Here is a 22148-nt window from a genome sequence, read left to right as displayed (position 1 = left end):
AGCAGAAAAAGGGGAATGCAGATGAAATCTATCCTTGCAGCACTGACGGCACTGGCAATCTCGGTGCCGGCGGCTTTCGCGGGCGAAATCACGGATCGCGCCGCCGATGCCGAAAAGGCGCTGCAGGCAGGCGACGGAGCCGGCGCGCTGGAGAAATTCCGCGGCGCCGAGGAGGCCTTGTGGCAAGCGATGCCGCTCGCCGTGCAGAATGTCAAACAGGTCGATTCGGCCGGCGGCTTCGGCATCTACAGCGAGCGTGCCAATCACATCTACAAGCCAGGCGAGAAGGTCGTGCTCTATATGGAACCGGTCGGCTACGGCTATGGCTCGGACGGCCTCGGCAACAGCCAGATCGCGCTTTCCGTCGACCTCACCGTGCTTTCCGACTCGGGCGAAGCTCTAGGCACCTTCGAGAAAATCGGCAGCGTTCAGGTCGCTTCCCGCTCGCACAACCGCGAACTCTTCTTCAAGCTCGACCTGTCCCTCGATGGACTGCCGCCCGGGAAATATAAGTGCAACTTCCTCATGCATGACCAGAATTCGACCAAGACGGCACCGTTCAGCACCGATATCGAGATCGCCGGCTAGGTTTTTTCCGCTGACATCGCCTCGCAAACCGCGGGAACCCAGACACGACAGCCGCGTTCTTCATGCGGTTACAAATCTGTCGGTTTGCGAGGCATTCCCATGATCAAATGGATCATCATCCTGCTCATCATCGCCGCTGCGGCAAGCCTGCTCGGCATGCCGGCGCTGGCCGGAGCCGCCGCCACAGGCGCGCGCATCCTCATCGGCGTCGTTCTCATCATCTTCCTGCTGATGGTGCTAGGCATCTTTGCCGTGACTTAATCCCGGCGTCTTCGCCGTGAGTGAACATGCCTGCGCACTGGTAATTCCCGCCCGTTTCCGCCATATAGCGCCAAATGGACACGGAATTTCGCGGAGCAATGTCAAGCACTGCCCCTTTCGCCAAGATGAACGGCATCGGCAACGAGATCATCGTCGCCGATATGCGCGGCCGTGCCGATGAGGTGACGGCGGCCGCCGCCCTTGCGCTGAACGCCGATGCAGCGACCCGCTTCGACCAGATCATGGCGATCCATGATGCGAAGACGCCAGGCACCGCCTACTATGTCGACATCCTGAATTCCGACGGCACCAGTGCGCAGGCCTGCGGCAACGGCATGCGCTGCGTCGTCCAGGCGCTCGCTGCCGAGACCGGGCAAAAGACCTTCACCTTCGAGACCCGCGCCGGCATTCTCAACGCCAGGGAACATGCCGACGGCACGATCTCGGTCGACATGGGCATGCCGCGTTTCGGCTGGCAGGAGATTCCGCTGGCCGAGGAGTTCCGCGACACCCGCATGATCGAATTGCAGATCGGCCCGATCGACGCGCCGGTGCTGCATTCGCCCTCCGCCGTCTCGATGGGCAACCCGCACGCCATCTTCTGGGTCGACCGCGATGTCTGGTCCTATGAGCTCGAACGTTTCGGCCCGCTGCTCGAAAACCACCCGATCTTTCCCGAGCGTGCCAACATCACCATTGCCCAGGTGACCTCGCCCGAGAGCATGGTCATCCGCACCTGGGAACGCGGCGCCGGCCTGACCAAGGCCTGCGGCTCCGCCGCCTGCGCATCGGTGGTGGCGGCGGCCCGCACCAGGCGCACCGGCCGCAGCGTCAGCCTTTTGACGCCGGGCGGCGGCACGCTGCATGTCGAATGGCGCGAGGACGACCACGTCATCCTGACTGGTGCCGCCGAGTGGGAATTTTCCGGCAGCTTCGACCCCTCGACCGGCACCTGGGCCCGCGACACCGAAAGCGCGGCCTGATGTCGGTTGCTCTGTCCAGGAGCCCGGACTTCGACGGCTCCCTTTCCGAGGCCCCCAGCCGCATTGACGTGGTGACCTTCGGCTGCCGGCTGAACACCTATGAATCCGAGGTGATGCGGCGCGAGGCCGAAAGCGCCGGTCTCGGCGCGCTGCAAGGCGGCGCGGTGATCTTCAACACATGCGCCGTCACCGGCGAGGCGGTGCGCCAGGCCAAACAGGCGATCCGCAAGGCGCGGCGCGACAACCCTGCGGCGCGCATCATCGTCACCGGCTGCGCCGCCCAGACCGAGCCTGAAAAATTCGCCGCCATGGACGAGGTCGATCTCGTGCTTGGCAATGAGGAGAAGTTGAAGGCGCATTCCTACCGTGCGCTGCCGGATTTCGGCGTCAACGACACCGAGAAGGCCCGCGTCAACGACATCTTCTCGGTGCGCGAGACCGCCGGCCACATGGTCGACGCCATAGAGGGCCGTGCGCGCGCCTTCGTCCAGGTGCAGAATGGCTGCGACCACCGCTGCACCTTCTGCATCATTCCTTACGGCCGCGGCAATTCCCGCTCGGTCCCGATGGGCGCCGTGGTCGAGCAGGTCAAGCGGCTCGCCGGCAATGGTTATGCCGAGATCGTGCTGACCGGCGTCGACATGACCAGCTTCGGCGCCGATCTGCCCGGGGCACCCAAGCTCGGCAAACTGGTGAAGACCATTCTGAAGCAGGTGCCCGACGTGAAGCGCCTGCGGCTATCCTCGATCGATTCGGTCGAGGCCGACGACGATTTGCTCGATGCCATCGCCACCGAACCCAGGCTGATGCCGCATCTGCATCTGTCGCTGCAATCGGGCGACGACATGATCCTGAAGCGCATGAAGCGAAGGCATCTGCGCGACCAGTCGATCCGTTTCTGCGAGGATGTGCGCAAATTGCGCCCTGCAATCGTCTTCGGCGCCGACATCATCGCCGGCTTCCCGACCGAGACCGACGCCATGTTCGAGAACTCGATGAAAATCGTCGAGGAATGTGGCCTGACCCATCTCCATGTCTTCCCGTTTTCACCGCGCGAGGGCACGCCCGCCGCGCGCATGCCGCAGGTCCGCCGCGAGGTGGTCAAGCAGCGCGCCGCCCGGCTGCGCGCCGCCGGCGAGGCCGCGTATCGGCGCCATCTGACCTCGCTGCCCGGAACGCGCCAGTCGATCCTGATCGAGCGCGATGGCCTCGGCCGCACCGAAGGATTTACCCTCGCCGCACTCGGCACCGGCGCGCCGGGCGAGATCGTCGAAGCGACAATTACCGGCCACGATGGCGCCCGGCTCAACGCAGTGCCGCTTGCCGCACACGCCGCCTGAGAAACGCAAAGCATGGCTGGTTTTTTCAAGAAGATATTTTCGTTCGGCAAGAAAGAGGTTGTCGAGGAGCGCGTTGACGAGACCGCCCCGCTGCCCCCGATCAAATGGGACCAGCTCGATGCGCTGAAGCCGGCGGCCGATCAGGTCGTTCCGGAATTTCTGAAGCGCGAGGAGCTGGAGCCGGCGCCCCACCCTCCCCTCGATGGGGAGGGTCGCCACGAAGTGGTGGGGAGGGGTGAAGGCGCCGACGCCAGTCACCCCCAAGCTCCGCTTGGGACCTCCCCCATCGAGGCGGAGGTAGAGCCGGCACCTCGGCCCGCACCTGAAGAACCGGCACCCGAGACCGCTCCGACCATCCCGCCCACGCCGGAGCCGACGGTTCCCGCCGAGCCGGAACCCCCGCCGCAGCCCGCGCCGCAAGAGGAACCGGCACCCGCGCCAGAGCCTCCAGAGCCGCCGGCGCCCGAGGAAATTCCGCTTCCCCCCGCCGCACCGGAGCCCGCCCCCGAACCGCAGCCGCAAGAAGTCCCTGCTCCCGCGCCTGCCGAGCCGGAGATTGTGCCGCCGCGCCCGGAAAGGCCGCCCGAACCGGCGCCGATCGAAGTGCCGGTCCCGCCTGCCGAGATCCCGGTCGAGACACCCGCCCCCGTTGAAGTGCCGCCACCGGCGGCTCGTTCCGCACAGCCGACTTCAGAGGCTGGCGCCGCCCCTCCTCCACCTGCCGGCACCTTCTCTCCGTATAGAGACGGGGAGAAGGAAGAAGCGCCCCACCCTCCCCTCGATGGGGAGGCAAGGCGCACGCCGGTCGAGACGCAGCCCGTCATTGCCGAGATCGCGCCCAAGCCGCAGCCTGTCCCACAGCCGAAGCCGGAACCGAAACCCGCTCCCGGCAAGGTTACCGTCACCAAAAAGGTCGAGCAGAAGGCCGAGCCGGTCAAGGCGCCGGAGCCTGCGCCGCGGCGCTCCTGGTTCCAGCGCATGCGGGACGGGCTTGCCCGTTCCTCGCGCGAACTCAGCGGCAACATCGCGGGCGTCTTCACCAAGCGCAAGCTGGACGAGGACACGCTGCAGGACCTCGAGGATGTGCTGATCCGCGCCGACCTCGGCATGGAAACGGCGCTTCGTATCACCGACGCGCTCGCCGCCAGTCGCTACGGCAAGGACGTCTCCGATACGGATGTCCGCACCGTCATGGCGGCCGAGGTGGAGAAGGTGCTGACTCCTGTCGCCCGGCCGCTGGAGCTCGATCTCTCGCACAAGCCGCATGTCATCCTGGTGGTCGGCGTCAACGGCACCGGCAAGACCACCACCATCGGCAAATTGGCGGCAAAGCTGACCGATGGCGGCCTATCGGTGATGCTCGCCGCCGGCGACACGTTTCGCGCCGCCGCGATCGAGCAATTGAAGATCTGGGGCGAGCGGACGAAATCGCCCGTCATCGCCTCCAAGCTCGGCGCCGATGCGGCCGGCCTTGCCTATGATGCCTTCGAGAAGGCCAAGGAGGCCGGCTCCGACGTGCTGATCATCGACACCGCCGGCCGGCTGCAGAACAAGACCGAGCTGATGGCGGAGCTGGAAAAGATCGTGCGCGTGCTGGGCAAGCTCGATCCGGAAGCGCCGCACACCGTGCTGCAGACGGTCGACGCCACCACAGGCCAGAACGCGCTCAACCAGGTCGAGATCTTCCGCAACATCGCCGGCGTCAACGGCCTGGTGATGACCAAGCTGGACGGCACGGCGCGCGGCGGTATTCTGGTGGCGATCGCGGCAAAGCACAAACTGCCGGTCTATTTCATCGGCGTCGGCGAACAGGTCGACGACCTCGAACCTTTCTCGGCAAGCGAATTCGCCAGGGCGATCGCTGGAGTGGCGTAACGGCATGATCCCGTTTCGACGGGATCATGCGTAAGAAGGAAGATCATGAACCCACCCATTCTCGAACGCGACCCGTCCGACCCGCAGAAAGAGAAGAAGGAAGGCGTCAATCCCGTGCTCAAGCTCGTGCTGGAGCTAGGACCGCTGCTGGTCTTCTTCTTCGCCAATGCGCGCGGCGGGTGGCTGGTGCAGAAATTCCCTGTTTTGGGCGAATTCGGCGGCCCGATCTTCGTCGCCACCGGGCTGTTCATGGCCGCCACGGCCATCGCGCTGATCGCCTCATGGCTGCTGACGCGTACCTTGCCGATCATGCCGATGGTGTCGGGCGTCGTGGTCTTCATCTTCGGCGCGCTGACGCTCTATCTGCAGGACGATATCTTCATCAAGATGAAGCCGACCATCGTCAACACGCTGTTCGGCGGCGTGCTGCTCGGCGGCCTGTTCTTCGGTCGGTCGTTGCTCGGCTATGTCTTCGATTCGGCCTTCAAGCTCGATGCCGAAGGCTGGCGCAAGCTCACCTTCCGCTGGGGCTTGTTCTTCCTGTTCCTGGCCATCGTCAATGAAGTGGTGTGGCGCAATTTTTCCACCGATGCCTGGGTTACCTTCAAGGTCTGGGGCATCATGCCGATCACGCTTCTGTTCACCTTCAGCCAGATGCCGCTGATCCTGCGCCATTCGCTGGACGACAAGGCAGGCGGGGAAGAAAAGGCCGGCAAGTAGCGCCCTGCAAACAGGGGGAGAGCCATGGAATTCGTCACCACGCGTGAAGAGCTGCGGACGATCTACAAGACGCCGCGCCCGACCGACGGCTCGATCCGCAAGGAGCTGAAGGCACTCGACGGCCACTGCCGCTCCTTCATCGGCAAGAGCCCCTTCGTGCTGATCGGTTCGTCCGACGGCCAAGGCAATGCCGACGTGACGCCGAAGGGCGACAAGCCGGGCTTCGCCGCCATTCTCGACGACAGGACCATCGCCATCCCGGACCGGCCCGGCAACAACCGGCTGGACACGCTGGAGAACATCCTGCGCAATCCCTCGGTCGGCCTGCTCTTCCTGATCCCCGGCATGAACGAGACGCTGCGCGTCAATGGCGATGCCCGCATCACCGTCGACGCCGGTTTGCGCGGGCGCCTCGCCGTCGATGGCAAGGAGCCGCAAAGTGTCATCGTGGTCACGGTCAAGGCGGCCTACATGCATTGCGCCAAGGCCTTCATGCGCTCCGATCTGTGGAAGCCCGACACCTGGTACGACCGCGCCACGCTGCCGACGCTCGGCCAGATCCTGCGCGACCAGCTGGTGGTTGCCGATTCGGCCGAGGCGACCGACCGCTGGCTCGACGAGGACTACAAGCAGACGATGTGGTAGGCGCCGAACCGGGCCCCACCCTGTGCTGAACCTCCTCGCCATCTCCGGCAGCCTGCGTGCCGCCTCCACCAATTCGGCCCTGGTCGCGGCATTGGCGCGCAATGCGCCGGCAGGCTGCCGTGTCACAATCTATGACGGGCTCGGCCGTCTGCCGATCTTCAATCCCGACGACGAGGGCGAGCGCACGCCGCGCGAAGCGGCCGAGTTGATCGATGCCGTCACCGGCGCCGACGGCATCATCGTCTCCTGTCCCGAATATGCCCATGGCGTGCCGGGCGGGCTGAAGAACGCGCTCGACTGGCTGGTCTCGCGCGACGCCGCCGTCGCCAAGCCCGCCATGCCAGTGCACGCCTCGCCGCGCTCGCTGTTCGCCCGTGCCGCTTTGGCCGAGATCATGCGGACTATGTCCTTCGCGCTTTATGAGGATGGGCTGGAAATTGCCCTGCTGGGGAAGAAGCCGCCGGAGGTAGAGGCTCTTTTGGCTGAGTCGGGAAACGTGCTGGCGATGCGCAATGCACTATCTGCGTTCGCGGATTTCATCCGCTCACGTTGAGCGGCACAGTCTTTCCCTTCTCCCACAAGGCAAGACCTACCCCTTCCGCAACGTCTCGACATCAGTCTTGCCGACATACCAGTCGCGGGCGTTGACCTCTTCGAACACCACCCAGACATCGTCATTGCCAAGCCCGGTGGCTTCCATGATGGCCGCCGTGACTTTCTTGGCGATGTCAGCCTTCTTGCCTGCCGGATCGGCGGCGATCACTTCCCTGACGATGCGGATGTTGACGAATGGCATGACGTCCTCCCCTTGAATTGTGCCTGATATCGCCAAGAGACTGTTTCGAAACTCGCTCCGGTTCGCATGGTGGCAGTTCAGGCAGCCGCAGCGCGCCAGGTGCTGCTTGTATGCGCAGAAACGCCGTCAGCGGCCGCCAGAGAAGCGTGTCGAGCAGCCTCAAAAAGTCTTGGCCCCGTTCACCATCAGCCGCACCGAATAGAGCGAGGTGGTGCCGGCGATGTAGAGACAGTTCAGCTTGGCGCCGCCGAACACGCAATTGGCCGTCACCTCCGGCACCTTGACCTTGCCGATCAGCGTGCCGTCGGGATCGTAGCAATGGATGCCGTCGGCGGCGCTGGTCCAGATGCGTCCGTCGGCGTCGAGCCGGAAGCCGTCGAACAGGCCGGCGGTGCAGTCGGCGAAGACCTTGCCGCCGGACACCTTCTTGCCGTGCTTGCCGACGTTGAACACCCGCATATGCGCCGGGTTCTCAGCGCCGTGCGTGCGGCCGGTGTCGACGACATAGAGCAGGCTTTCGTCCAGCGAGAAGGCGAGCCCGTTGGGCCGCACCATGTCGGTGATGACGGCCTCGATCTCGCCGCTGTCGGGGTCGACCCGATAGACGTAGCAGGCGCCGATCTCGCTCTCGGCCTTGTCGCCCTCATAGTCGGTGTCGATGCCGTAGGTCGGATCGGTGAACCAGATCGAGCCGTCGGATTTCACCACCACGTCGTTGGGCGAGTTCAGCCGCTTGCCCTTCCATTTGGCGGCAATGGTGGTGACCGAGCCGTCATGCTCGGTGCGGCTGACGCGGCGGCCCGAATGCTCGCAGGTGACCAGCCGGCCCTGCCGGTCGACGGTGTTGCCGTTGGAATTGCCCGAAGGCTGGCGGAAGACGCTGACGCTGCCGTCGGTCTCGTCATAGCGCAGCATGCGGTTGTTCGGGATATCGGACCAGACGACATAACGGCCGGCGGCGAACCAGGCCGGCCCTTCCGCCCAGCGGCATCCGGTGAACAGCTTCTCCACCTGCGCGTTGCCGTTGAACAGCCGCGCGAAGCGCGGATCGAGAATTTCGTAATAGTCTGCGGCCGCCATGCATTTCCTCCCGGCATCACGTGATGCCGGATCAAGCCAGCCCGCGATCGATCTGGCAAGACGCGGCCTTCGCAATTTGTATGACAAAACGGAGAGGAACCCGCCGCCCAGGCGGTTCCAGCCCCGATCGTCCAACCAGGACGCCTTAGGACTCGATTAACCGGCTATGCGCTGCGTGCAATGGTGCATTGCAACATCTTCTTTTTGCAATGCACCAATCCTATGTCATGTTCCGTATTGACCAAGGGAGGAAGAAACCGCCGCCAGAATGCGGCACAGAAGGACCCTTGCTATGATCTTCAACGATCTCATGACCCGCGCTCGCAACAACATCGCCAAGCGCAAGCACTACAACCGCCTCGTCGCCGAAATCGACAGCTTCTCCAGCCGCGATCTGGCCGACATGCGCGCCGACCGCTCGGAAATGCTCTACCAGATCCACAAGCAGATCTACGGCTGAGTATTCGGTCGACCTGTCACGTTCGTCATGCTTGGGCGTAGCGACGCGAAGCGGAGCGAAGACCCAAGGATCCATGCCGTGATCTTCGAGCGCCGCAGCGGTGCGGATTTCTGTCCACCGCTGTACGCGGCGCCTATCCTCACCCGCATTATCCTGGACCAACGTCCCGGCATGGATTCCAGGGTCTGCGCCGCGTCGCTTCGCTCCTTGCTTCGCCCTGGAATGACGAAGCGAGAGAACGCCGTCAGTTCGGTGCGGCCAACGCCTTGTCGATCTGCGGCAGCAACATATCCCGCGCCGCTTCCGCCGTCAGCGGGCCGACATGCTTGTAGGCAATTCTGCCGTCCTTGCCGATGACGAAGGTTTCCGGCACGCCGTAGACGCCCCAGTCGATCGCCGTGCGGCCGGCTTCGTCGACGCCGATGGCCTGGAACGGATTGCCGAGATCGCCGAGGAACCGGCGGGCGTTTTCCGGCCGGTCCTTGTAGTTCAGCGCCGCCATGGTGAACCGCTTGTCCTGCGACAGCGCCAGGAGCACCGGGTGCTCTTCGCGGCACGGTGCGCACCATGATGCGAACACGTTGACCAGAGTGACCTTGCCGGCGAACGCCCTGGAATCGAGCCCCGGCAGGTTTGACCCCTCCAGCGCCGGCAGATTGGTCTGCGGCGCCGGCAGGCCGATCAGTGCCGAGGGCACTTCCGAGACATCGCGTCCCGACAACAGCTGCCACAGGAACAGGCCCGCAAGGCCGAGGAAGACCAGCAGCGGCAACAGCACGAAAAGGCGGCGGCCGCGCGGCGGTGTTTCGGTCTCGCCGCTCACGATTTCTCCGCCTCCGCCTTGTCGGAACGGCGCCGCACGCCGGCTGCTTCCAGCTCGGCAAGATCGCGCTTGCGCCCCTTTTGATCGAGCAGGATCCAGCTGATCAGCCCGGCCAGAACGACCGCCGTGATGCCATAGGCGGCCGTGACATAGAGGGCGTGCGCACTCATGCCTGCCGCTCCATCGGCGCGCCTCTTTCCAACCGTCTGCCTCGTTCGATCATGCTTTCCCTTAGCGACATGCCCATGTCTGCGCAACGCGCCGTGGTTTCAAACATACATGGCCGCCGCGCCGCCGCCCTTGATGTCGCGCAAACCATGCCGAACCTCGCTCAATCGGTTCCGTGGCGCAGCGCCAGCGCTGCCGAGGCCGGCCCCAGCACACCAAGAAACAGCGTGAGCGCGGCAAGAATGAGGAAGGGCTGCAGGAAAGGGTCGGGATCGGCCGTCGCGCCATAGCTCGCCGAAACGCCGAAGATCAGCACCGGAATGGTCAGCGGCAGCACCAGCACCGAGATCAGGAGTCCGCCGCGCGGCAGCGCCACCGCCACCGCGGCACCAGCGGCGCCAATGAAGGTGATGGCCGGCGTGCCGACCAGCAGCGTCAGCGCCGTCGCGCCGATGCCGAGCGGCTCCATGTTCATGAACAGGCCAAGCAACGGGGCGGCGACGACCAGCGGCAGAACGCTGCCCGCCCAATGCGCCAGGCATTTCACCAGCACGGTCAGCGCCAGCATATGCCGGTCGTTGCCCAGCACCAGCAGATCGAGCGAGCCATCCTCGCGGTCGGCCTGAAACAGCCGGTCGAGCCCGAGCAGGCAGGCGAGCAGCGCGCCGATCCACAGGATCGCCGGGCCGATGCGGGAAAGCAGCTTCAGGTCCGGTCCGACGCCGAACGGGATGGTGGCGATGACGGCAAGGAAGAAGATGACGCCGGTCAACGCGCCGCCGCCGGCACGGATGTTGAGGCGGATGTCGCGAGCGAAGAGGGACCACATTACGATGTGGTCCTTTGTTGAGGTTGGCGTCCTGTCACGCCCCCCTCTGGCCTGCCGGCCATCTCCCCCACTTGGGGGGAGATTGGCAGTTTCGGCGCCTCGCTTGTCTTTGCGGCGGAGATGATTGGCGAAAGCCTGGGCGCCATCCGATCTCCCCCCTCGTGGGGGAGATGTCCGGCAGGACAGAGGGGGGCGCCTCGCACCGCCATCAACCGGCTTCCCCCATCGCCAATTCCTTCGCCCCTTCCAATCCCAGCGGCAAATGCGTCGCCGCGACGATCATCCCGCCCTCCTCGCAATGCTTCATCATCAGCCCCGCGAACCGCGCTTCCGACCCCTTGTCCAATCCCGCCGTCGGCTCGTCGAGCAGCCACAGCGGCCGGTGACTGACCAAGAGCTTGGCGATCGCGGCACGACGCCGCTGCCCGGTCGAGAGATAGCCGAACGGCAGATGGCCGATGCCACCGAGCCCGACCGTCTCCAGCGCCTCGTCGACGCCCGAATCGCCACTGCCATTGAAATCGCGCCAGAAGCGCAGGTTTTCGACGACGCTGAGCGCCGTCTTCATCGCGTTCTCGTGTCCGAGATAATGGCAGGCCGAAGCGATCGACGGAAAGTCTTCGCCGCCGTTCTCGAGCAGCAGCCGGCCTTCGGCCTTCGGCAGCAGCCCGGCGATGATCCGGAGAAGGGTCGATTTGCCCGATCCGTTCGGCCCGGTGACGACCAGCGCCTGACCCTGACCGAGCGCAAAGCCGATGCCGGAAAAAACCGCCTCGCCGCCGCGTTCGCCGCCCAGATTTTCGGCGATAAGCCGCATCCCTCGCCTGCCCCGAAAACAATGTTCCGCGGTCGCTGCCGCATGGCACAAATTTGCTTTTTGACTGTCTAGAACTATTCCAGAAAATTCTCTATATGCGGTGCATCCGTGCCAGCGGTCGGCGCGGGAACAGAATTAGCGCCGAACCAGCGCACGCGCCGCCTTGAACGGCTCGGGTTGCTTGGGAACGGACAGCGGAAATGGCCGTACCCGCACCTTTGCGCGTGATTGCATGCCATCGGCGTCCGTTCCCTTTCAGGCTGAACAGACAAGGACGGATCGCACGTGTCAAAATCCCTCGATAGTTTCAATTGCCGTCGCACGCTGACCGCGGGCGATGCGGAATATGTCTATTTCGACCTCGTCGAGGCCGAGAAGAACGGCCTCACCGGCATCGCCCAGCTGCCCTATTCGATGAAGGTGCTGCTGGAGAACCTTTTGCGCAACGAGGACGGCCGCTCCGTCACCAAGGACTCGATCCAGGCGGTCGCCGGCTGGCTGACCGACAAGGGCACCGCCGGCGTCGAGATCGCCTATCGCCCGGCCCGCGTCTTGATGCAGGACTTCACCGGCGTACCGGCCGTGGTCGACCTTGCCGCCATGCGCGACGCCATGGCCTCGCTCGGCGGCGACCCCCAGAAGATCAACCCGCTGGTCCCGGTCGACCTCGTCATCGACCACTCCGTCATCGTCGACGAGTTCGGCACGCCGCTGGCCTTTGCCCGCAATGTCGAGCTCGAATATGAGCGCAACGAGGAACGCTACAAGTTCCTGAAATGGGGCCAGCAGGCGTTCCGCAACTTCCGCGTCGTGCCGCCCGGCACCGGCATCTGCCACCAGGTCAACCTCGAATATCTCGGCCAGGTCGTGTGGACCAACACCGAGGACGGCGAAACCACGGCCTATCCCGACACCTGCGTCGGCACCGATTCGCACACCACCATGATCAACGGCCTTGGCGTTCTGGGCTGGGGCGTCGGCGGCATCGAGGCCGAGGCGGCCATGCTCGGCCAGCCGGTCTCCATGCTTTTGCCCGAAGTGATCGGTTTCCGCCTGACCGGCAAGCTGAAAGAAGGCGTCACCGCCACCGACCTGGTGCTGACCGTCACCCAGATGCTGCGCAAGAAGGGCGTCGTTGGCAAGTTCGTCGAGTTCTTCGGCCCGGGCCTCTCCAACATGACGCTCGCCGACCGTGCCACCATCGGCAACATGGCGCCCGAATATGGCGCCACCTGCGGCTTCTTCCCGGTCGATTCGGAGACCATCCGCTACCTGACAATGTCCGGCCGCGAGGAAAGCCGCATCGCGCTGGTGGAAGCCTATTCCAAGGCGCAAGGCATGTGGCGTGAGGCCGGCTCCGCCGATCCGGTCTTCACCGACCTGCTCGAGCTGGAGCTGAGCAGCGTGGTGCCGTCGATGGCCGGCCCCAAGCGCCCCGAGGGCCGTGTCCCGCTGGAAGGCATCCCGGCCGGCTTCGCCAAGGCGATGGATACCGAATACAGGAAGGCGACGGAGATTTCCAAGCGCTACGCCGTCGAAGGCACCGATCATGACCTCGGCCATGGCGACGTCGTCATCGCCGCCATCACGTCCTGCACCAACACCTCGAATCCGAGCGTGCTGATCGGCGCCGGCCTTCTGGCCCGCAACGCCAACCGCCTCGGCTTGAAGCAGAAGCCGTGGGTGAAGACCTCGCTCGCCCCCGGCAGCCAGGTGGTCGCCGAATATCTGGAGAAGTCCGGCCTGCAGAAGGAGCTCGACCAGATCGGCTTCAACCTGGTCGGCTTCGGCTGCACCACCTGCATCGGCAATTCCGGCCCGCTGCCGGCGCCGATCTCCAAGACCATCAACGACAAAGGTCTGATTGCTGCCGCGGTCTTGTCCGGCAACCGCAACTTCGAAGGCCGCGTCTCGCCCGACGTGCAGGCCAACTACCTGGCGTCACCGCCGCTGGTCGTGGCGCACGCGCTGGCCGGCACCGTCACCAAGGACCTCACCACCGAACCGCTCAGCGAGGACAAGAACGGCAATCCGGTCTACCTCAAGGACATCTGGCCGAGTTCGGCCGAGATCCAGGAGTTCATCGAGAAGAACGTCACCCGCGAGCTGTTCGCCCGCAAATATGCCGACGTCTTCAAGGGCGACGAGCACTGGCAGAAGGTGCAGGCGCCGGAAGGCCAGACCTATGCCTGGGACGACAACTCGACCTATGTGCAGAACCCGCCCTATTTCGCCGGCATGACATCCGGTTTCGGCAAGATCGGCGACATCAAGGGCGCCCGCGTGCTTGGCCTGTTCGGCGACAAGATCACCACCGACCACATCTCGCCGGCGGGTTCGATCAAGGCCGCCTCGCCGGCGGGCAAGTATCTTACCGACCATGGCGTCGGCGTCGCCGACTTCAACCAGTACGGCACGCGGCGCGGCAATCATGAGGTGATGATGCGCGGCACCTTCGCCAACATCCGCATCCGCAACCACATGCTGGGCGAGAACGGCCGCGAGGGCGGCTACACCATCCACTACCCGTCGAAGGAAGAGGAATCGATCTACGACGCGGCGATGGAGTACAAGAAGGAAGGCGTGCCGCTGGTCATCTTCGCCGGCGTCGAATACGGCAACGGCTCGTCGCGCGACTGGGCGGCCAAGGGCACCAACCTGCTCGGCGTCCGCGCCGTCATCGCCCAGTCCTTCGAGCGCATTCATCGCTCGAACCTGGTCGGCATGGGCGTCATCCCCTTCGTCTTCGAGGAAGGCACGTCCTGGGCCTCGCTCAACCTCAAGGGCGACGAACTGGTCGAGATCGATGGCCTGAGCACCATCAAGCCGCGCCAGACGATGACCGCCAAGATCACCTATGGCGACGGCAGCATGAAGAACGTGCCGATCGTCTGCCGCATCGATACGCTGGACGAACTCGACTACTTCAAGAACGGCGGCATCCTGCAGTACGTGCTGCGCGATCTGGCTGCATAAGGCAGCAAGGAAATGGGGCTTAGGCAGTAGGGAATAAGGCCCCTACTGCCTACTGCCTTCCTTTTGGCGCCCCAAATCGCGCCACCGCCGCCAGCAGCACCCCCAGCATCAGCCCGTTGAGGAGGTGCCACAGGAAATGCGTGCCGAGCGGAAAGCTGGCGCAGACCGTCAGGTCGATCATGCGGCAGATGGCGGACACCACGAAGATCGCCGACCCCGCCAGATTGTACCAGCCGGCCCGGTTGCCGCGTGCCGTCACCCAGATGCCGAAGAAGGCCAGCGCCAGGAACGGCGGCAGGTAGCTCGTCGTGCCGTTCGATGCCTGGCGCAGCCAGTCCGGCACGGCGAAACTTATCGCGCCGGCCACCGCATGGAAAGCGACCAGGAACACGATCGCCTTGCCCCATTCCATGCCGAGGAAGCGGCGCAGATTGAACAGCGTATAGGCGAGCGTGAAGCCGGCAATCGGCAGGATATCGGCCCAGATCGTGCCCCTGGTGGCAAAGGTATGGAAGATCGTCGAGCCGATGCCGATCGCCACCACCCACCAGGCCAGCACCGCGGCGAAAGTGCCGGCCTCGCATCGCCGTACTTCCCGCACACCCCATAATCCTGCGGCAATGAAAGCAAGGTTGGTCAAAGCATTGGCGGGCTCGGCCCAAAGTCCAGGTCCGGTCCGCTCGCAATAGAGATCGACAGGGGTCAGGAGAGTTTGCCACATGATGATGATGCCAGCCCCCAATCGAACCGCGTCGTGAAATGCAGTGCGTCTCCTATTGCGGCCTTAGCTGCGGCTGCAACGGCAAAATTTCACCGCAACGTGACTTCCTGTTGACTTCCGCTTCTGCCACATATTTCAGACAATCAGAACAAAGCCGGCGCCACCGGCGGGAATTGGAATGGTCATGGCCTGGCGAAGATCACTTTGGCTGGCAGCCTTCGCGCTGGCCTTCTCGGCGTTTGCCGGTGCCGGCCATGCCGGCGAGGCCGAAAGGATCCAGGCCGAAAAACCCTCGCCCGACAGGCCGCTCGGCGTGGTCGAACTGTTCACCAGCCAGGGCTGCAGCTCCTGCCCGCCGGCCGATGCCTTCTTCGCCGAACTTGCGACCAGGGAAGACATCGTCGCGCTCTCCTATCACGTCGACTATTGGGACTATCTCGGCTGGAAGGACACGCTGAGCCGCAAGGAAAACACCGAGCGGCAATATGATTATATGCGCGCCTTCGGCAGTCGCTCCGTCTATACGCCGCAGGCGGTCCTCAATGGCCGCGCGCATGTCAACGGCGCCAATCGCGGCGAGGTGGACGGCGCGCTGGCCCGCATGGCGAAATCCGGCGAAGGCATGCGTGTGCCCGTCAAGGTCAGCCGCACCAGCGACCGCGTGATGATCGATGCCGGCGATGCCGGCGCCGGTCCGAGCGACGCCCATGTCGTCATCGTCTATTTCGAGCCGCCGCAGGCGGTCAAGATCGCCCAGGGCGAGAATTCCGGCCGCAAGATGACCTACTGGAACGCCGTCACCAGCATCCAGACTGCCGGCATGTGGCACGGCAAGGCGCAGCGCTATGAATTGCCGATGAGCGAGATCACCAAGAAGGGCGGCTGCGCGGTGCTTTTGCAGTCGGTCGGCAAGGACGGCATGCCAGGGCCCATTCTCGGCGCCGCCTTCATCCACAAGCCGTAACGGGATCGCCGAAAACGGCCCTGCCTTCGTCATCCACGGGCGGAGCAGGAGCGAAGCTCCGTCGCGAAGACCCGAGGATCCATGCCGTGACATTTGCTATATGTAAAAGCGGTCCAGGATCGGGCGCTTTCGACTCGGCCTGACCGACGCCAATTTGCGCGACCGCTTATTCTGAACCGCCGCGTTCTTCGGGCGATGTCGCGGCATGGATCGACGGCGCGGATAGCATCACGATCGATCCGGACCTTCAGGCATGAAAAAACCGACGTCAGCTTGCTTCTGACGCCGGTCATTTAGGTTTTGGGATCGTCGCACCCGATTTTTCCAAGGAAAAACCGAGGTTGGTTCGATCCGACGCAGACCCGTGGGCGGGGGGCTTGGGGTTTACGAGCCGGTGCCGGACCGAACCGTCTCAGGCAACGCCGGTAAATTCGTCGGACATTGGGGCATGAGCGCGGATAAAAGAAGGCAGAAATGTGGCGAAGCATCACCAATTCCAACATGCGGTTTGCAAATGTGACTGGACGTGACCAAAAAAGCGCGGGCCGCGACCGCTTCGCCGGCTCTTGCAATTGCAGCGCGAAGGGGCCAATTTTGGTTGGCAAAGATTCATTTTGAAGGATCGAGGCATGACTGACGACAGCGGCGGGACGGGGGATGGTGACGCATCCGTAATATTGATCCCGCTGCACGAGGCGCGCAGCGCACGCCTCGACCAGCCGGTTCGCTTCGACCGGCGTGAACTGGACCAGATCCTCAGGCTCTACGGACGCATGGTCGCCGCCAATGAATGGCGCGACTACGCCATCGATCATCTGACCGACAGGGCGGTGTTTTCCGTCTTCCGCCGCGCCAGCGAAGTGCCGCTGTTCCAGATCGTCAAGGACCCGAAACTGGCCCGCAAGCAGGGTGCCTTCGCCGTCATCGCCGCCGGCGGCCGCATCCTCAAACGCGGCCAGGAGCTCGGCCGCGTGCTTGGCGTCTTCGACAGCAAGCTGAGAGTGGTCGAGGCCTGAGCTGGGGAAGAGGAATTGAGGAATTGAGGAATTGAGGAATTGAGGAATTGAGGAAAAAGGCACTCAGTGCCTGACGTAAGCGCCATCCTCTTTGTTCTTCAGTTCTTCAACTCTTCTTTGTCCTCCCGAAACTTCCGCTCCGGCAGCGAGACCGGGTCGGGCGGCAGCGACGCACCGCCATTCAGCGACAGCTGCATGAACACCGTGTCCAGCCAGCGCCCATGCTTGTAGCCGGAGCCTTCGAGACGGCCTGAATAGCGAAAGCCGAGCCTTTCGTGCAGCCTGACCGAGGCGCTGTCGGCATGGCCGTCGCCGATCACCGCGATGATCTGGCGAAAACCCGCCGCCTCGGCCGCCGTGATCAGGCTCCGCATCAGCTTGAGACCGATGCCCTGGCCCTTGGCATCAGGTGCGACATACACCGAATCCTCGACGATGAAGCGATAGGCCGGGCGCGGCCGGAAGGCGCCGGCATAGGCGTAGCCGAGCACGGCGCCGTCCTTCTCCGCCACCAGATAGGGAAAGCCGCCGGCCGTGAGCGTGGCGAATCGCGTGCCCATCTCGGCGCGGCTGGGCGGCTCCAGCTCGTAGCTCGCCGTTCCGTGTGTCACCGCGTCGGCGTAGATTTCGGTGATGGTGTCGAGGTCGGTGGCGCTGGCCGCCCTAATCACGATATTGCTCATTCTTTATGCAAGCCTTCTGTCTGCCTTCGATAACAGCAAACGCCGGCGCAAAAGAAAAGGGCGGCCGTTGGGCCGCCCTTTCCAAACCCGATGGTCCAGTCAGACCATGATGCGAAGCCTTAGCGGCGGTCGCCCATGAACTGCAGCAGGAACATGAACAGGTTGATGAAGTCGAGATAGAGCCTCAGCGCGCCCATGATGGCCTTGCGGCCGGCGATATCGGAAGCGTCGCCCTCGAAATACATCTCCTTGATCTTCTGCGTGTCGTAGGCGGTGAGGCCGGCGAAGACCAGCACGCCGATCGCCGAAACAGCGAAGGACAGTGCCGACGACTGCAGGAAGATGTTGATCACCATCGCGATGATGATGCCGAACACGCCCATGATCAGGAACGAGCCCATCGCCGTCAGGTCGCGCTTGGTCGTGTAGCCGAACAGCGACAGCGCACCGAAGGCGGCGGCGGTGGCAAAGAAGGTCTGCGAAATGCTGGCCGTGGTGTAGACCAGGAAGATCGACGACAGCGACAGGCCGACAAGGCCGGCATAGACCCAGAAGGTCGTCTGCGCCGCCGAAACGCTCATCGATTGGACGCGGAACGACAGGAACAGCACGGCGGCCAGCGGCGCCAGCATCACTACCCAGCGCAGCGGCGATCCGAAGATCGCGTAGCCGAACGACGTCAGCATCTCGCCGCTCGGCAGCGTCGCGACGGCCGAGGCCGGATCGGTGGTGGTGGCCAGCATGATCGTGCCGACAGCGGCAAGGCCGGTGATGAGGAGGCCAAGCCCCATCAGATTGTAGACCTTGATCATGTAGGCGCGCAGGCCCTGGTCGATGTCGACGGCTGCGCCGGGCACGGCGCGCGTCTGGAAGTTGCGAATGGGTTCAGCCATTGTAGTCCTCTATTGCTTCTGCCCCGTCCGGTGTCAGATCCTGTTGGGACGTAAATCCACCGAACCCAGGCGCCGCTGGCGGGGCTCCAGCATGCCTGTGGCGAAATATGATGGTTATTCGCGTCAAGAACAAGACCGTAACCGGTTGTAACGGTTCGTGAGAGGCCGAAATGCGGATTCCCGGGCTTTCCAGCCGGCATCCTTACCAAGATTTAATCCGCGATAGTGGCGTCGGCCCCGGAATTACAGCTCGCGCAACACTGGCGCCGCCTTGTGGCCGAGCACTCGCCAGGTGCCGGCGAGGCCGATGCCGACGGTGATCACCAGCGCAAAGACGATGGTCGCCACCGCCACTTCCGGCATGAAATGCGACGGCAGGGTCATGATGCGGGCGACAATGTACCAGGCCGCGACTCCGCCGGCGGCCAGCGCGAAGATGGCGGTGGCCAGTCCGATCAGCATGTATTCGAGGGAGAACGCCGTGATCAGCGTTCGCCTTGTGGCACCCAGCGTCTTCAGCACCACCGCGTCGTGGATGCGCGCCCGGTTGCCGGCGGCGAGCGCGCCGGCCAGCACCAGCACCGAAGCGATCAGCGCCACGCCGGCCGCCGCGCGAATCGCCGTGCCGAGCTGCCCGACCAGCCGGTTGACGACATCGAGCGCGTCCTTGACCCGCACCGTCGTCACCGCGGGAAAGGCGCGGGTGACGGCATTGAGGACGCGCGCGTCGTCGGCCGTGGTGGCGTTCTTTTCGGTCAGCGTCGCCATCCAGCCATGCGGCGCCCCAGCGAATGTGTTGGGCGAGAACACCATGACGAAGTTGATGCCCATCGTTTCCCATTGGACTTGGCGGAAATTGGCGATCTTCGCCGTCACGTTGCGGCCGAGCACATTGACGGTGACGGTGTCGCCAAGCTTCAGCCCGATCTCCTGGCCCTCATGCGCCGAGAAGGAAACCAGCGGCTCGCCGGCATAAGTGTCCGGCCACCATTTGCCCTCGGTCAGCGTCGCATTTTCCGGTTGTTTGGCATCATAGGTCAGGCCGCGATCGCCTTTCAGCACCCAGGCGCCTTCGGCCGGCACCTTGACCTTGTCGACATCGACGCCGTTGAGTGCCATCACCCGGCCGCGCAGCATCGGCACCTTGGCCAGCGTCCCCTTTGGCGCCTCCTTGGCGATCAGCGCGGAGAACGCATCGACATCGCTGCCCTGGATGTCGACGAAGAAGAAGTTCGGCGCCCGCTCCGAAAGACTGCCGGAGATCTGTTGCCGCAGATTGCCGTCGATCAGCGCCAGCGTCACCAGCAGCGTCAGCCCGAGTCCCAGCGACAGCACCACCGATGGCGTCAGGGCGCCCGGCCGGTGGATGTTGCCGACGGCGAGCCTGAGCGCCACGAAGCGCACGCGCGGGCTTTTTCTCGCCGCCCATTGCACCAGCGCGCCGACCAGGCGCAGCACCAGGAAGGCGAAGATGGTGGCGCCGACGAAGATCGAGGCGATGCGCTGGTCGCCCGAGAACAGGATGGCGAGCGCCGCCAGCAGCAGCGCGATGCCGAGCGCCGAAGCGACATAGACGAGGCGCGGCTGGCCGCGGCCTTCAAGCCCCATCTCGCGGAACAGCGCCGTCGCCGGCACGTCGCGGGCGCGCCCGAGCGGCAGCAGCGCGAAGGCCAGCGTCACCAGCAGGCCGAAAAGCGCCGCCATGGCGAGCGCGCCGGGATAGAAGCCGCCCTGCGCCGGCACCGGAATGACGGATTGCAGCGCCGCACTTGCCACGAACGGCATCAGCGCGCCGAGCACCAGGCCGGCGGCGATGCCGAGTGCGGCAATGATCAGGATCTGCACGAGATAGACGGCAAAGACGAAGCCGCCGGAAGCACCGAGGCTCTTGAAGGTGGCGATGACGCCGCGCTTGCCGTCGAGATAGGCGCGCACCGCATTGGCGACGCCGACGCCGCCGACGACCAGCGCCGTCAGCCCGACCAGCGTCAGGAATTGCGAGAAGCGTTCGATGTTGGACGACAGCGCCGGCGCCGCATTGTCGCGCGTGCGGATCGACCAGCCGGCCTCGGGAAAATCTTGTGCCGCCTGATCCTGAATGGCCTTGAGCCGCGCCGCGCCGGCGTCCGCCGGCAGCCGGATCTTGTAGGCGTTTTCGACCAGGCTGCCTGGTTGCACCAGCCCGGTGGCGGCCAGACCTTCGGTCGAGATCATCAGCCTCGGCGCGAAGCCGAAACCGTCGGACACGGCATCCGGCTCGGTGATCAGTCTGGCGCGCAATTCGAAGGTCGCGGTGCCGAGCTTCAGCCGGTCGCCGGGCTTGAGATGCAGCCTTTCGAACAACAGATCGGGGGCGGCCGCGCCGAAGACGCCGAATTCTTCGCCGAACAGTTCCTGCTTCGACAGCTTCGGTTCGGTTTCCAGCGCGCCATAGAGCGGATAGGCATCGTCGACCGCCTTGGCCTCGACCAGTGCCTGATCCGAGCCGTCGGCCAGCCGCGCCATCGAGCGCATGCTGGCGGTGCGCGAAACGCTGCCGAGACCGTCGAGGAAGCCGCGCTCGGCCTGGCTGGCGTCGCACTGGTTGATCTGGAAGCGGAGATCGCCGCCAAGCAGCGTCTGGCCCTGATCGGCGACGCCTGCGCTGATCGAGCGGGCAACCGAATTGACGCCGCCGATCGCCGCGACGCCGAGCGCGATGCAGGCGAGGAAGATCAGGAAGCCGGACAGGCCGCCGCGCATTTCGCGCAGCGAGAAGCGGACCGCGAGTTTCAGCGTCTGCGCCAGCGGCATCAGGCGGTGACCTTCAGGGGCGCCGGTGTTTCAATCCGGCCCGAACGCATCGAAACCTGGCGCGAACAGCGCGCCGCAAGCGCCGGATCGTGAGTGACCAGCACCAGCGTCATGCCGCGCTCGGCTGCCTTGGCGAACAGCAGGTCGGCGACCTGCCGCCCGGTCGCCTGGTCGAGATTGCCGGTCGGCTCGTCGGCGATGAGGATGCGCGGCGACGGCGCCAACGCCCGGGCGATCGCCACGCGCTGCTGCTCGCCGCCGGAGAGTTCGCCGGGATAATGGGTGACGCGGTCGCTCAGGCCCACCGCCGCCAGTTCGCGTGCCGCCACCGAAAACGGATCGGCATGGCCGGCCAGTTCCAGCGGCACCGCGACATTCTCGAGCGCCGTCATATTGGGGATGAGGTGGAAGGACTGGAAGACGATGCCAATGTTTCGGCCACGAAACGAAGCAATCTGGTCCTCGCTTTTGCCGTTGAGCAGCTCGCCGGCGATTCGCACCGTACCGGAATCGACCCGTTCCAGACCTGCCAGAACCATCAGCAGTGTCGACTTGCCGGACCCCGAAGGGCCAACGATGCCGGTCGCCTCGCCGCGCGCCACTTCGAGGCTGACGTCCTTGAGCACATGGACCGACGAAGCGCCCTCGCCGAGCGTCAGCGATACGTCTTTCAGCGCGATGACGGCTTCTGTCAAAATGAAAGTGTCCTATATGGAA

General features: G+C 64.5%; 23 protein-coding genes. 12 read left to right on the top strand and 11 right to left on the bottom strand.

Going from position 1 to position 22148, the window contains the following annotated elements:
* The first annotated feature begins 21 nt into the window (after positions 1–21).
* The 8 genes from FJ546_RS24630 (at position 22) to FJ546_RS24595 (ending at position 6965) form a co-directional block, all read left to right on the top strand.
* Positions 22–588 (top strand): hypothetical protein, encoded by a 567-nt coding sequence (locus FJ546_RS24630; RefSeq protein WP_181168069.1) that lies wholly within the window; start codon positions 22–24, stop codon positions 586–588.
* A 99-nt stretch (positions 589–687) separates the two neighbouring features.
* Positions 688–849 carry a DUF1328 family protein gene (locus tag FJ546_RS24625; protein ID WP_140891686.1) on the top strand — a complete coding sequence of 54 codons (162 nt, stop codon included), beginning with the start codon at positions 688–690 and terminating at the stop codon, positions 847–849.
* A 98-nt stretch (positions 850–947) separates the two neighbouring features.
* Complete coding sequence (dapF, locus tag FJ546_RS24620) at positions 948–1832, top strand: diaminopimelate epimerase (protein WP_140891685.1); 885 nt, start codon at positions 948–950, stop codon at positions 1830–1832.
* Entirely contained in the window at positions 1832–3172 is a 1341-nt protein-coding gene (gene mtaB / locus FJ546_RS24615) for a tRNA (N(6)-L-threonylcarbamoyladenosine(37)-C(2))-methylthiotransferase MtaB (protein ID WP_181168068.1), read from the top strand. The genes dapF and mtaB overlap by 1 nt, the downstream gene beginning before the upstream one ends.
* Positions 3173–3184: 12 nt before the next feature.
* The gene (gene ftsY, locus FJ546_RS24610; protein WP_140891684.1) at positions 3185–5047 is read left to right on the top strand and encodes a signal recognition particle-docking protein FtsY; all 1863 of its coding nucleotides are present in this window, start codon (positions 3185–3187) and stop codon (positions 5045–5047) included.
* A 45-nt stretch (positions 5048–5092) separates the two neighbouring features.
* Positions 5093–5767: a septation protein A gene (locus tag FJ546_RS24605; RefSeq protein ID WP_140891683.1), complete on the top strand. Its 675-nt coding sequence runs from the start codon at positions 5093–5095 to the stop codon at positions 5765–5767.
* Positions 5768–5791: 24 nt separating this feature from the next.
* On the top strand, positions 5792–6412 hold the full coding sequence (locus FJ546_RS24600) for a pyridoxamine 5'-phosphate oxidase family protein (RefSeq protein WP_140891682.1): 621 nt from the start codon (positions 5792–5794) through the stop codon (positions 6410–6412).
* Between the two features lie 22 nt (positions 6413–6434).
* Positions 6435–6965, top strand: coding sequence for an NADPH-dependent FMN reductase (locus FJ546_RS24595; protein ID WP_140891681.1), 531 nt, complete (start codon positions 6435–6437; stop codon positions 6963–6965).
* Between the two features lie 36 nt (positions 6966–7001).
* On the opposite strand, the gene FJ546_RS24590 is transcribed toward FJ546_RS24595, so the two are convergent.
* The gene (locus tag FJ546_RS24590) at positions 7002–7208 is read right to left on the bottom strand and encodes a 4-oxalocrotonate tautomerase family protein (protein ID WP_140891680.1); all 207 of its coding nucleotides are present in this window, start codon (positions 7206–7208) and stop codon (positions 7002–7004) included.
* Positions 7209–7367: 159 nt separating this feature from the next.
* Positions 7368–8288, bottom strand: a complete 921-nt coding sequence (locus FJ546_RS24585) for an SMP-30/gluconolactonase/LRE family protein (RefSeq protein ID WP_019862057.1) — start codon at positions 8286–8288, stop codon at positions 7368–7370.
* A 292-nt stretch (positions 8289–8580) separates the two neighbouring features.
* On the opposite strand from FJ546_RS24585, the gene FJ546_RS24580 reads away from it, so the two are divergent.
* A complete protein-coding gene (locus FJ546_RS24580) occupies positions 8581–8748 on the top strand; it encodes a hypothetical protein (protein ID WP_019862058.1) in 168 nt (55 codons plus the stop codon).
* Between the two features lie 244 nt (positions 8749–8992).
* Here the strand turns inward: FJ546_RS24580 and FJ546_RS24575 are convergent, their stop codons facing one another.
* The 4 genes from FJ546_RS24575 to ccmA all read right to left on the bottom strand — a co-directional run bounded on the left by FJ546_RS24575 (position 8993) and on the right by ccmA (position 11385).
* Complete coding sequence (locus FJ546_RS24575; RefSeq protein WP_140891679.1) at positions 8993–9571, bottom strand: DsbE family thiol:disulfide interchange protein; 579 nt, start codon at positions 9569–9571, stop codon at positions 8993–8995.
* Positions 9568–9741, bottom strand: a complete 174-nt coding sequence (ccmD, locus tag FJ546_RS24570) for a heme exporter protein CcmD (RefSeq protein ID WP_140891678.1) — start codon at positions 9739–9741, stop codon at positions 9568–9570. The genes FJ546_RS24575 and ccmD overlap by 4 nt, the downstream gene beginning before the upstream one ends.
* Positions 9742–9902: 161 nt before the next feature.
* Positions 9903–10568, bottom strand: a complete 666-nt coding sequence (ccmB, locus tag FJ546_RS24565) for a heme exporter protein CcmB (RefSeq protein WP_019862060.1) — start codon at positions 10566–10568, stop codon at positions 9903–9905.
* A gap of 208 nt (positions 10569–10776) precedes the next feature.
* Entirely contained in the window at positions 10777–11385 is a 609-nt protein-coding gene (ccmA, locus tag FJ546_RS24555) for a heme ABC exporter ATP-binding protein CcmA (protein ID WP_140891676.1), read from the bottom strand.
* Positions 11386–11670: 285 nt separating this feature from the next.
* Here ccmA and acnA point away from each other — a divergent pair, with 285 nt between their 5' ends.
* Positions 11671–14361, top strand: coding sequence for an aconitate hydratase AcnA (gene acnA, locus FJ546_RS24550; RefSeq protein ID WP_140891675.1), 2691 nt, complete (start codon positions 11671–11673; stop codon positions 14359–14361).
* 49 nt (positions 14362–14410) lie between these two features.
* Here the strand turns inward: acnA and FJ546_RS24545 are convergent, their stop codons facing one another.
* Positions 14411–15082, bottom strand: coding sequence for a ceramidase domain-containing protein (locus FJ546_RS24545; protein WP_140891674.1), 672 nt, complete (start codon positions 15080–15082; stop codon positions 14411–14413).
* 178 nt (positions 15083–15260) lie between these two features.
* On the opposite strand from FJ546_RS24545, the gene FJ546_RS24540 reads away from it, so the two are divergent.
* Complete coding sequence (locus tag FJ546_RS24540) at positions 15261–16046, top strand: thioredoxin family protein (RefSeq protein WP_140891673.1); 786 nt, start codon at positions 15261–15263, stop codon at positions 16044–16046.
* Between the two features lie 629 nt (positions 16047–16675).
* Positions 16676–17062, top strand: a complete 387-nt coding sequence (locus FJ546_RS24535; protein WP_140891672.1) for a DUF2794 domain-containing protein — start codon at positions 16676–16678, stop codon at positions 17060–17062.
* A gap of 98 nt (positions 17063–17160) precedes the next feature.
* On the opposite strand, the gene FJ546_RS24530 is transcribed toward FJ546_RS24535, so the two are convergent.
* From FJ546_RS24530 to FJ546_RS24515, 4 genes are all read right to left on the bottom strand, one after another.
* Positions 17161–17745, bottom strand: coding sequence for a GNAT family N-acetyltransferase (locus FJ546_RS24530; RefSeq protein WP_140891671.1), 585 nt, complete (start codon positions 17743–17745; stop codon positions 17161–17163).
* A gap of 119 nt (positions 17746–17864) precedes the next feature.
* Entirely contained in the window at positions 17865–18638 is a 774-nt protein-coding gene (locus tag FJ546_RS24525) for a Bax inhibitor-1/YccA family protein (protein WP_095774825.1), read from the bottom strand.
* A 243-nt stretch (positions 18639–18881) separates the two neighbouring features.
* A complete protein-coding gene (locus FJ546_RS24520; RefSeq protein WP_140891670.1) occupies positions 18882–21431 on the bottom strand; it encodes an ABC transporter permease in 2550 nt (849 codons plus the stop codon).
* Positions 21431–22126 carry an ABC transporter ATP-binding protein gene (locus FJ546_RS24515; protein ID WP_140891669.1) on the bottom strand — a complete coding sequence of 232 codons (696 nt, stop codon included), beginning with the start codon at positions 22124–22126 and terminating at the stop codon, positions 21431–21433. The genes FJ546_RS24520 and FJ546_RS24515 overlap by 1 nt, the downstream gene beginning before the upstream one ends.
* Positions 22127–22148 lie beyond the last annotated feature (22 nt).

The sequence above is a fragment of the Mesorhizobium sp. B2-4-19 genome (assembly GCF_006441315.1).
Classification (GTDB): domain Bacteria; phylum Pseudomonadota; class Alphaproteobacteria; order Rhizobiales; family Rhizobiaceae; genus Mesorhizobium.
This window is presented reverse-complemented; position numbering and strand designations above follow the sequence as displayed.

Excerpts from the sequence above, each read along its gene's own strand:
- FJ546_RS24630 (WP_181168069.1), top strand. The coding sequence starts at position 22 with ATGAAATCTATCCTTGCAGCACTGACGGCACTGGCAATCTCGGTGCCG.
- FJ546_RS24625 (WP_140891686.1), top strand. The coding sequence starts at position 688 with ATGATCAAATGGATCATCATCCTGCTCATCATCGCCGCTGCGGCAAGC.
- dapF (WP_140891685.1), top strand. The coding sequence starts at position 948 with ATGTCAAGCACTGCCCCTTTCGCCAAGATGAACGGCATCGGCAACGAG.
- mtaB (WP_181168068.1), top strand. The coding sequence starts at position 1,832 with ATGTCGGTTGCTCTGTCCAGGAGCCCGGACTTCGACGGCTCCCTTTCC.
- ftsY (WP_140891684.1), top strand. The coding sequence starts at position 3,185 with ATGGCTGGTTTTTTCAAGAAGATATTTTCGTTCGGCAAGAAAGAGGTT.
- FJ546_RS24605 (WP_140891683.1), top strand. The coding sequence starts at position 5,093 with ATGAACCCACCCATTCTCGAACGCGACCCGTCCGACCCGCAGAAAGAG.
- FJ546_RS24600 (WP_140891682.1), top strand. The coding sequence starts at position 5,792 with ATGGAATTCGTCACCACGCGTGAAGAGCTGCGGACGATCTACAAGACG.
- FJ546_RS24590 (WP_140891680.1), bottom strand. The coding sequence starts at position 7,208 with ATGCCATTCGTCAACATCCGCATCGTCAGGGAAGTGATCGCCGCCGAT.
- FJ546_RS24585 (WP_019862057.1), bottom strand. The coding sequence starts at position 8,288 with ATGGCGGCCGCAGACTATTACGAAATTCTCGATCCGCGCTTCGCGCGG.
- FJ546_RS24580 (WP_019862058.1), top strand. The coding sequence starts at position 8,581 with ATGATCTTCAACGATCTCATGACCCGCGCTCGCAACAACATCGCCAAG.
- ccmD (WP_140891678.1), bottom strand. The coding sequence starts at position 9,741 with ATGAGTGCGCACGCCCTCTATGTCACGGCCGCCTATGGCATCACGGCG.
- ccmB (WP_019862060.1), bottom strand. The coding sequence starts at position 10,568 with ATGTGGTCCCTCTTCGCTCGCGACATCCGCCTCAACATCCGTGCCGGC.
- ccmA (WP_140891676.1), bottom strand. The coding sequence starts at position 11,385 with ATGCGGCTTATCGCCGAAAATCTGGGCGGCGAACGCGGCGGCGAGGCG.
- FJ546_RS24545 (WP_140891674.1), bottom strand. The coding sequence starts at position 15,082 with ATGTGGCAAACTCTCCTGACCCCTGTCGATCTCTATTGCGAGCGGACC.
- FJ546_RS24540 (WP_140891673.1), top strand. The coding sequence starts at position 15,261 with ATGGTCATGGCCTGGCGAAGATCACTTTGGCTGGCAGCCTTCGCGCTG.
- FJ546_RS24535 (WP_140891672.1), top strand. The coding sequence starts at position 16,676 with ATGACTGACGACAGCGGCGGGACGGGGGATGGTGACGCATCCGTAATA.
- FJ546_RS24530 (WP_140891671.1), bottom strand. The coding sequence starts at position 17,745 with ATGAGCAATATCGTGATTAGGGCGGCCAGCGCCACCGACCTCGACACC.
- FJ546_RS24525 (WP_095774825.1), bottom strand. The coding sequence starts at position 18,638 with ATGGCTGAACCCATTCGCAACTTCCAGACGCGCGCCGTGCCCGGCGCA.
- FJ546_RS24520 (WP_140891670.1), bottom strand. The coding sequence starts at position 21,431 with ATGCCGCTGGCGCAGACGCTGAAACTCGCGGTCCGCTTCTCGCTGCGC.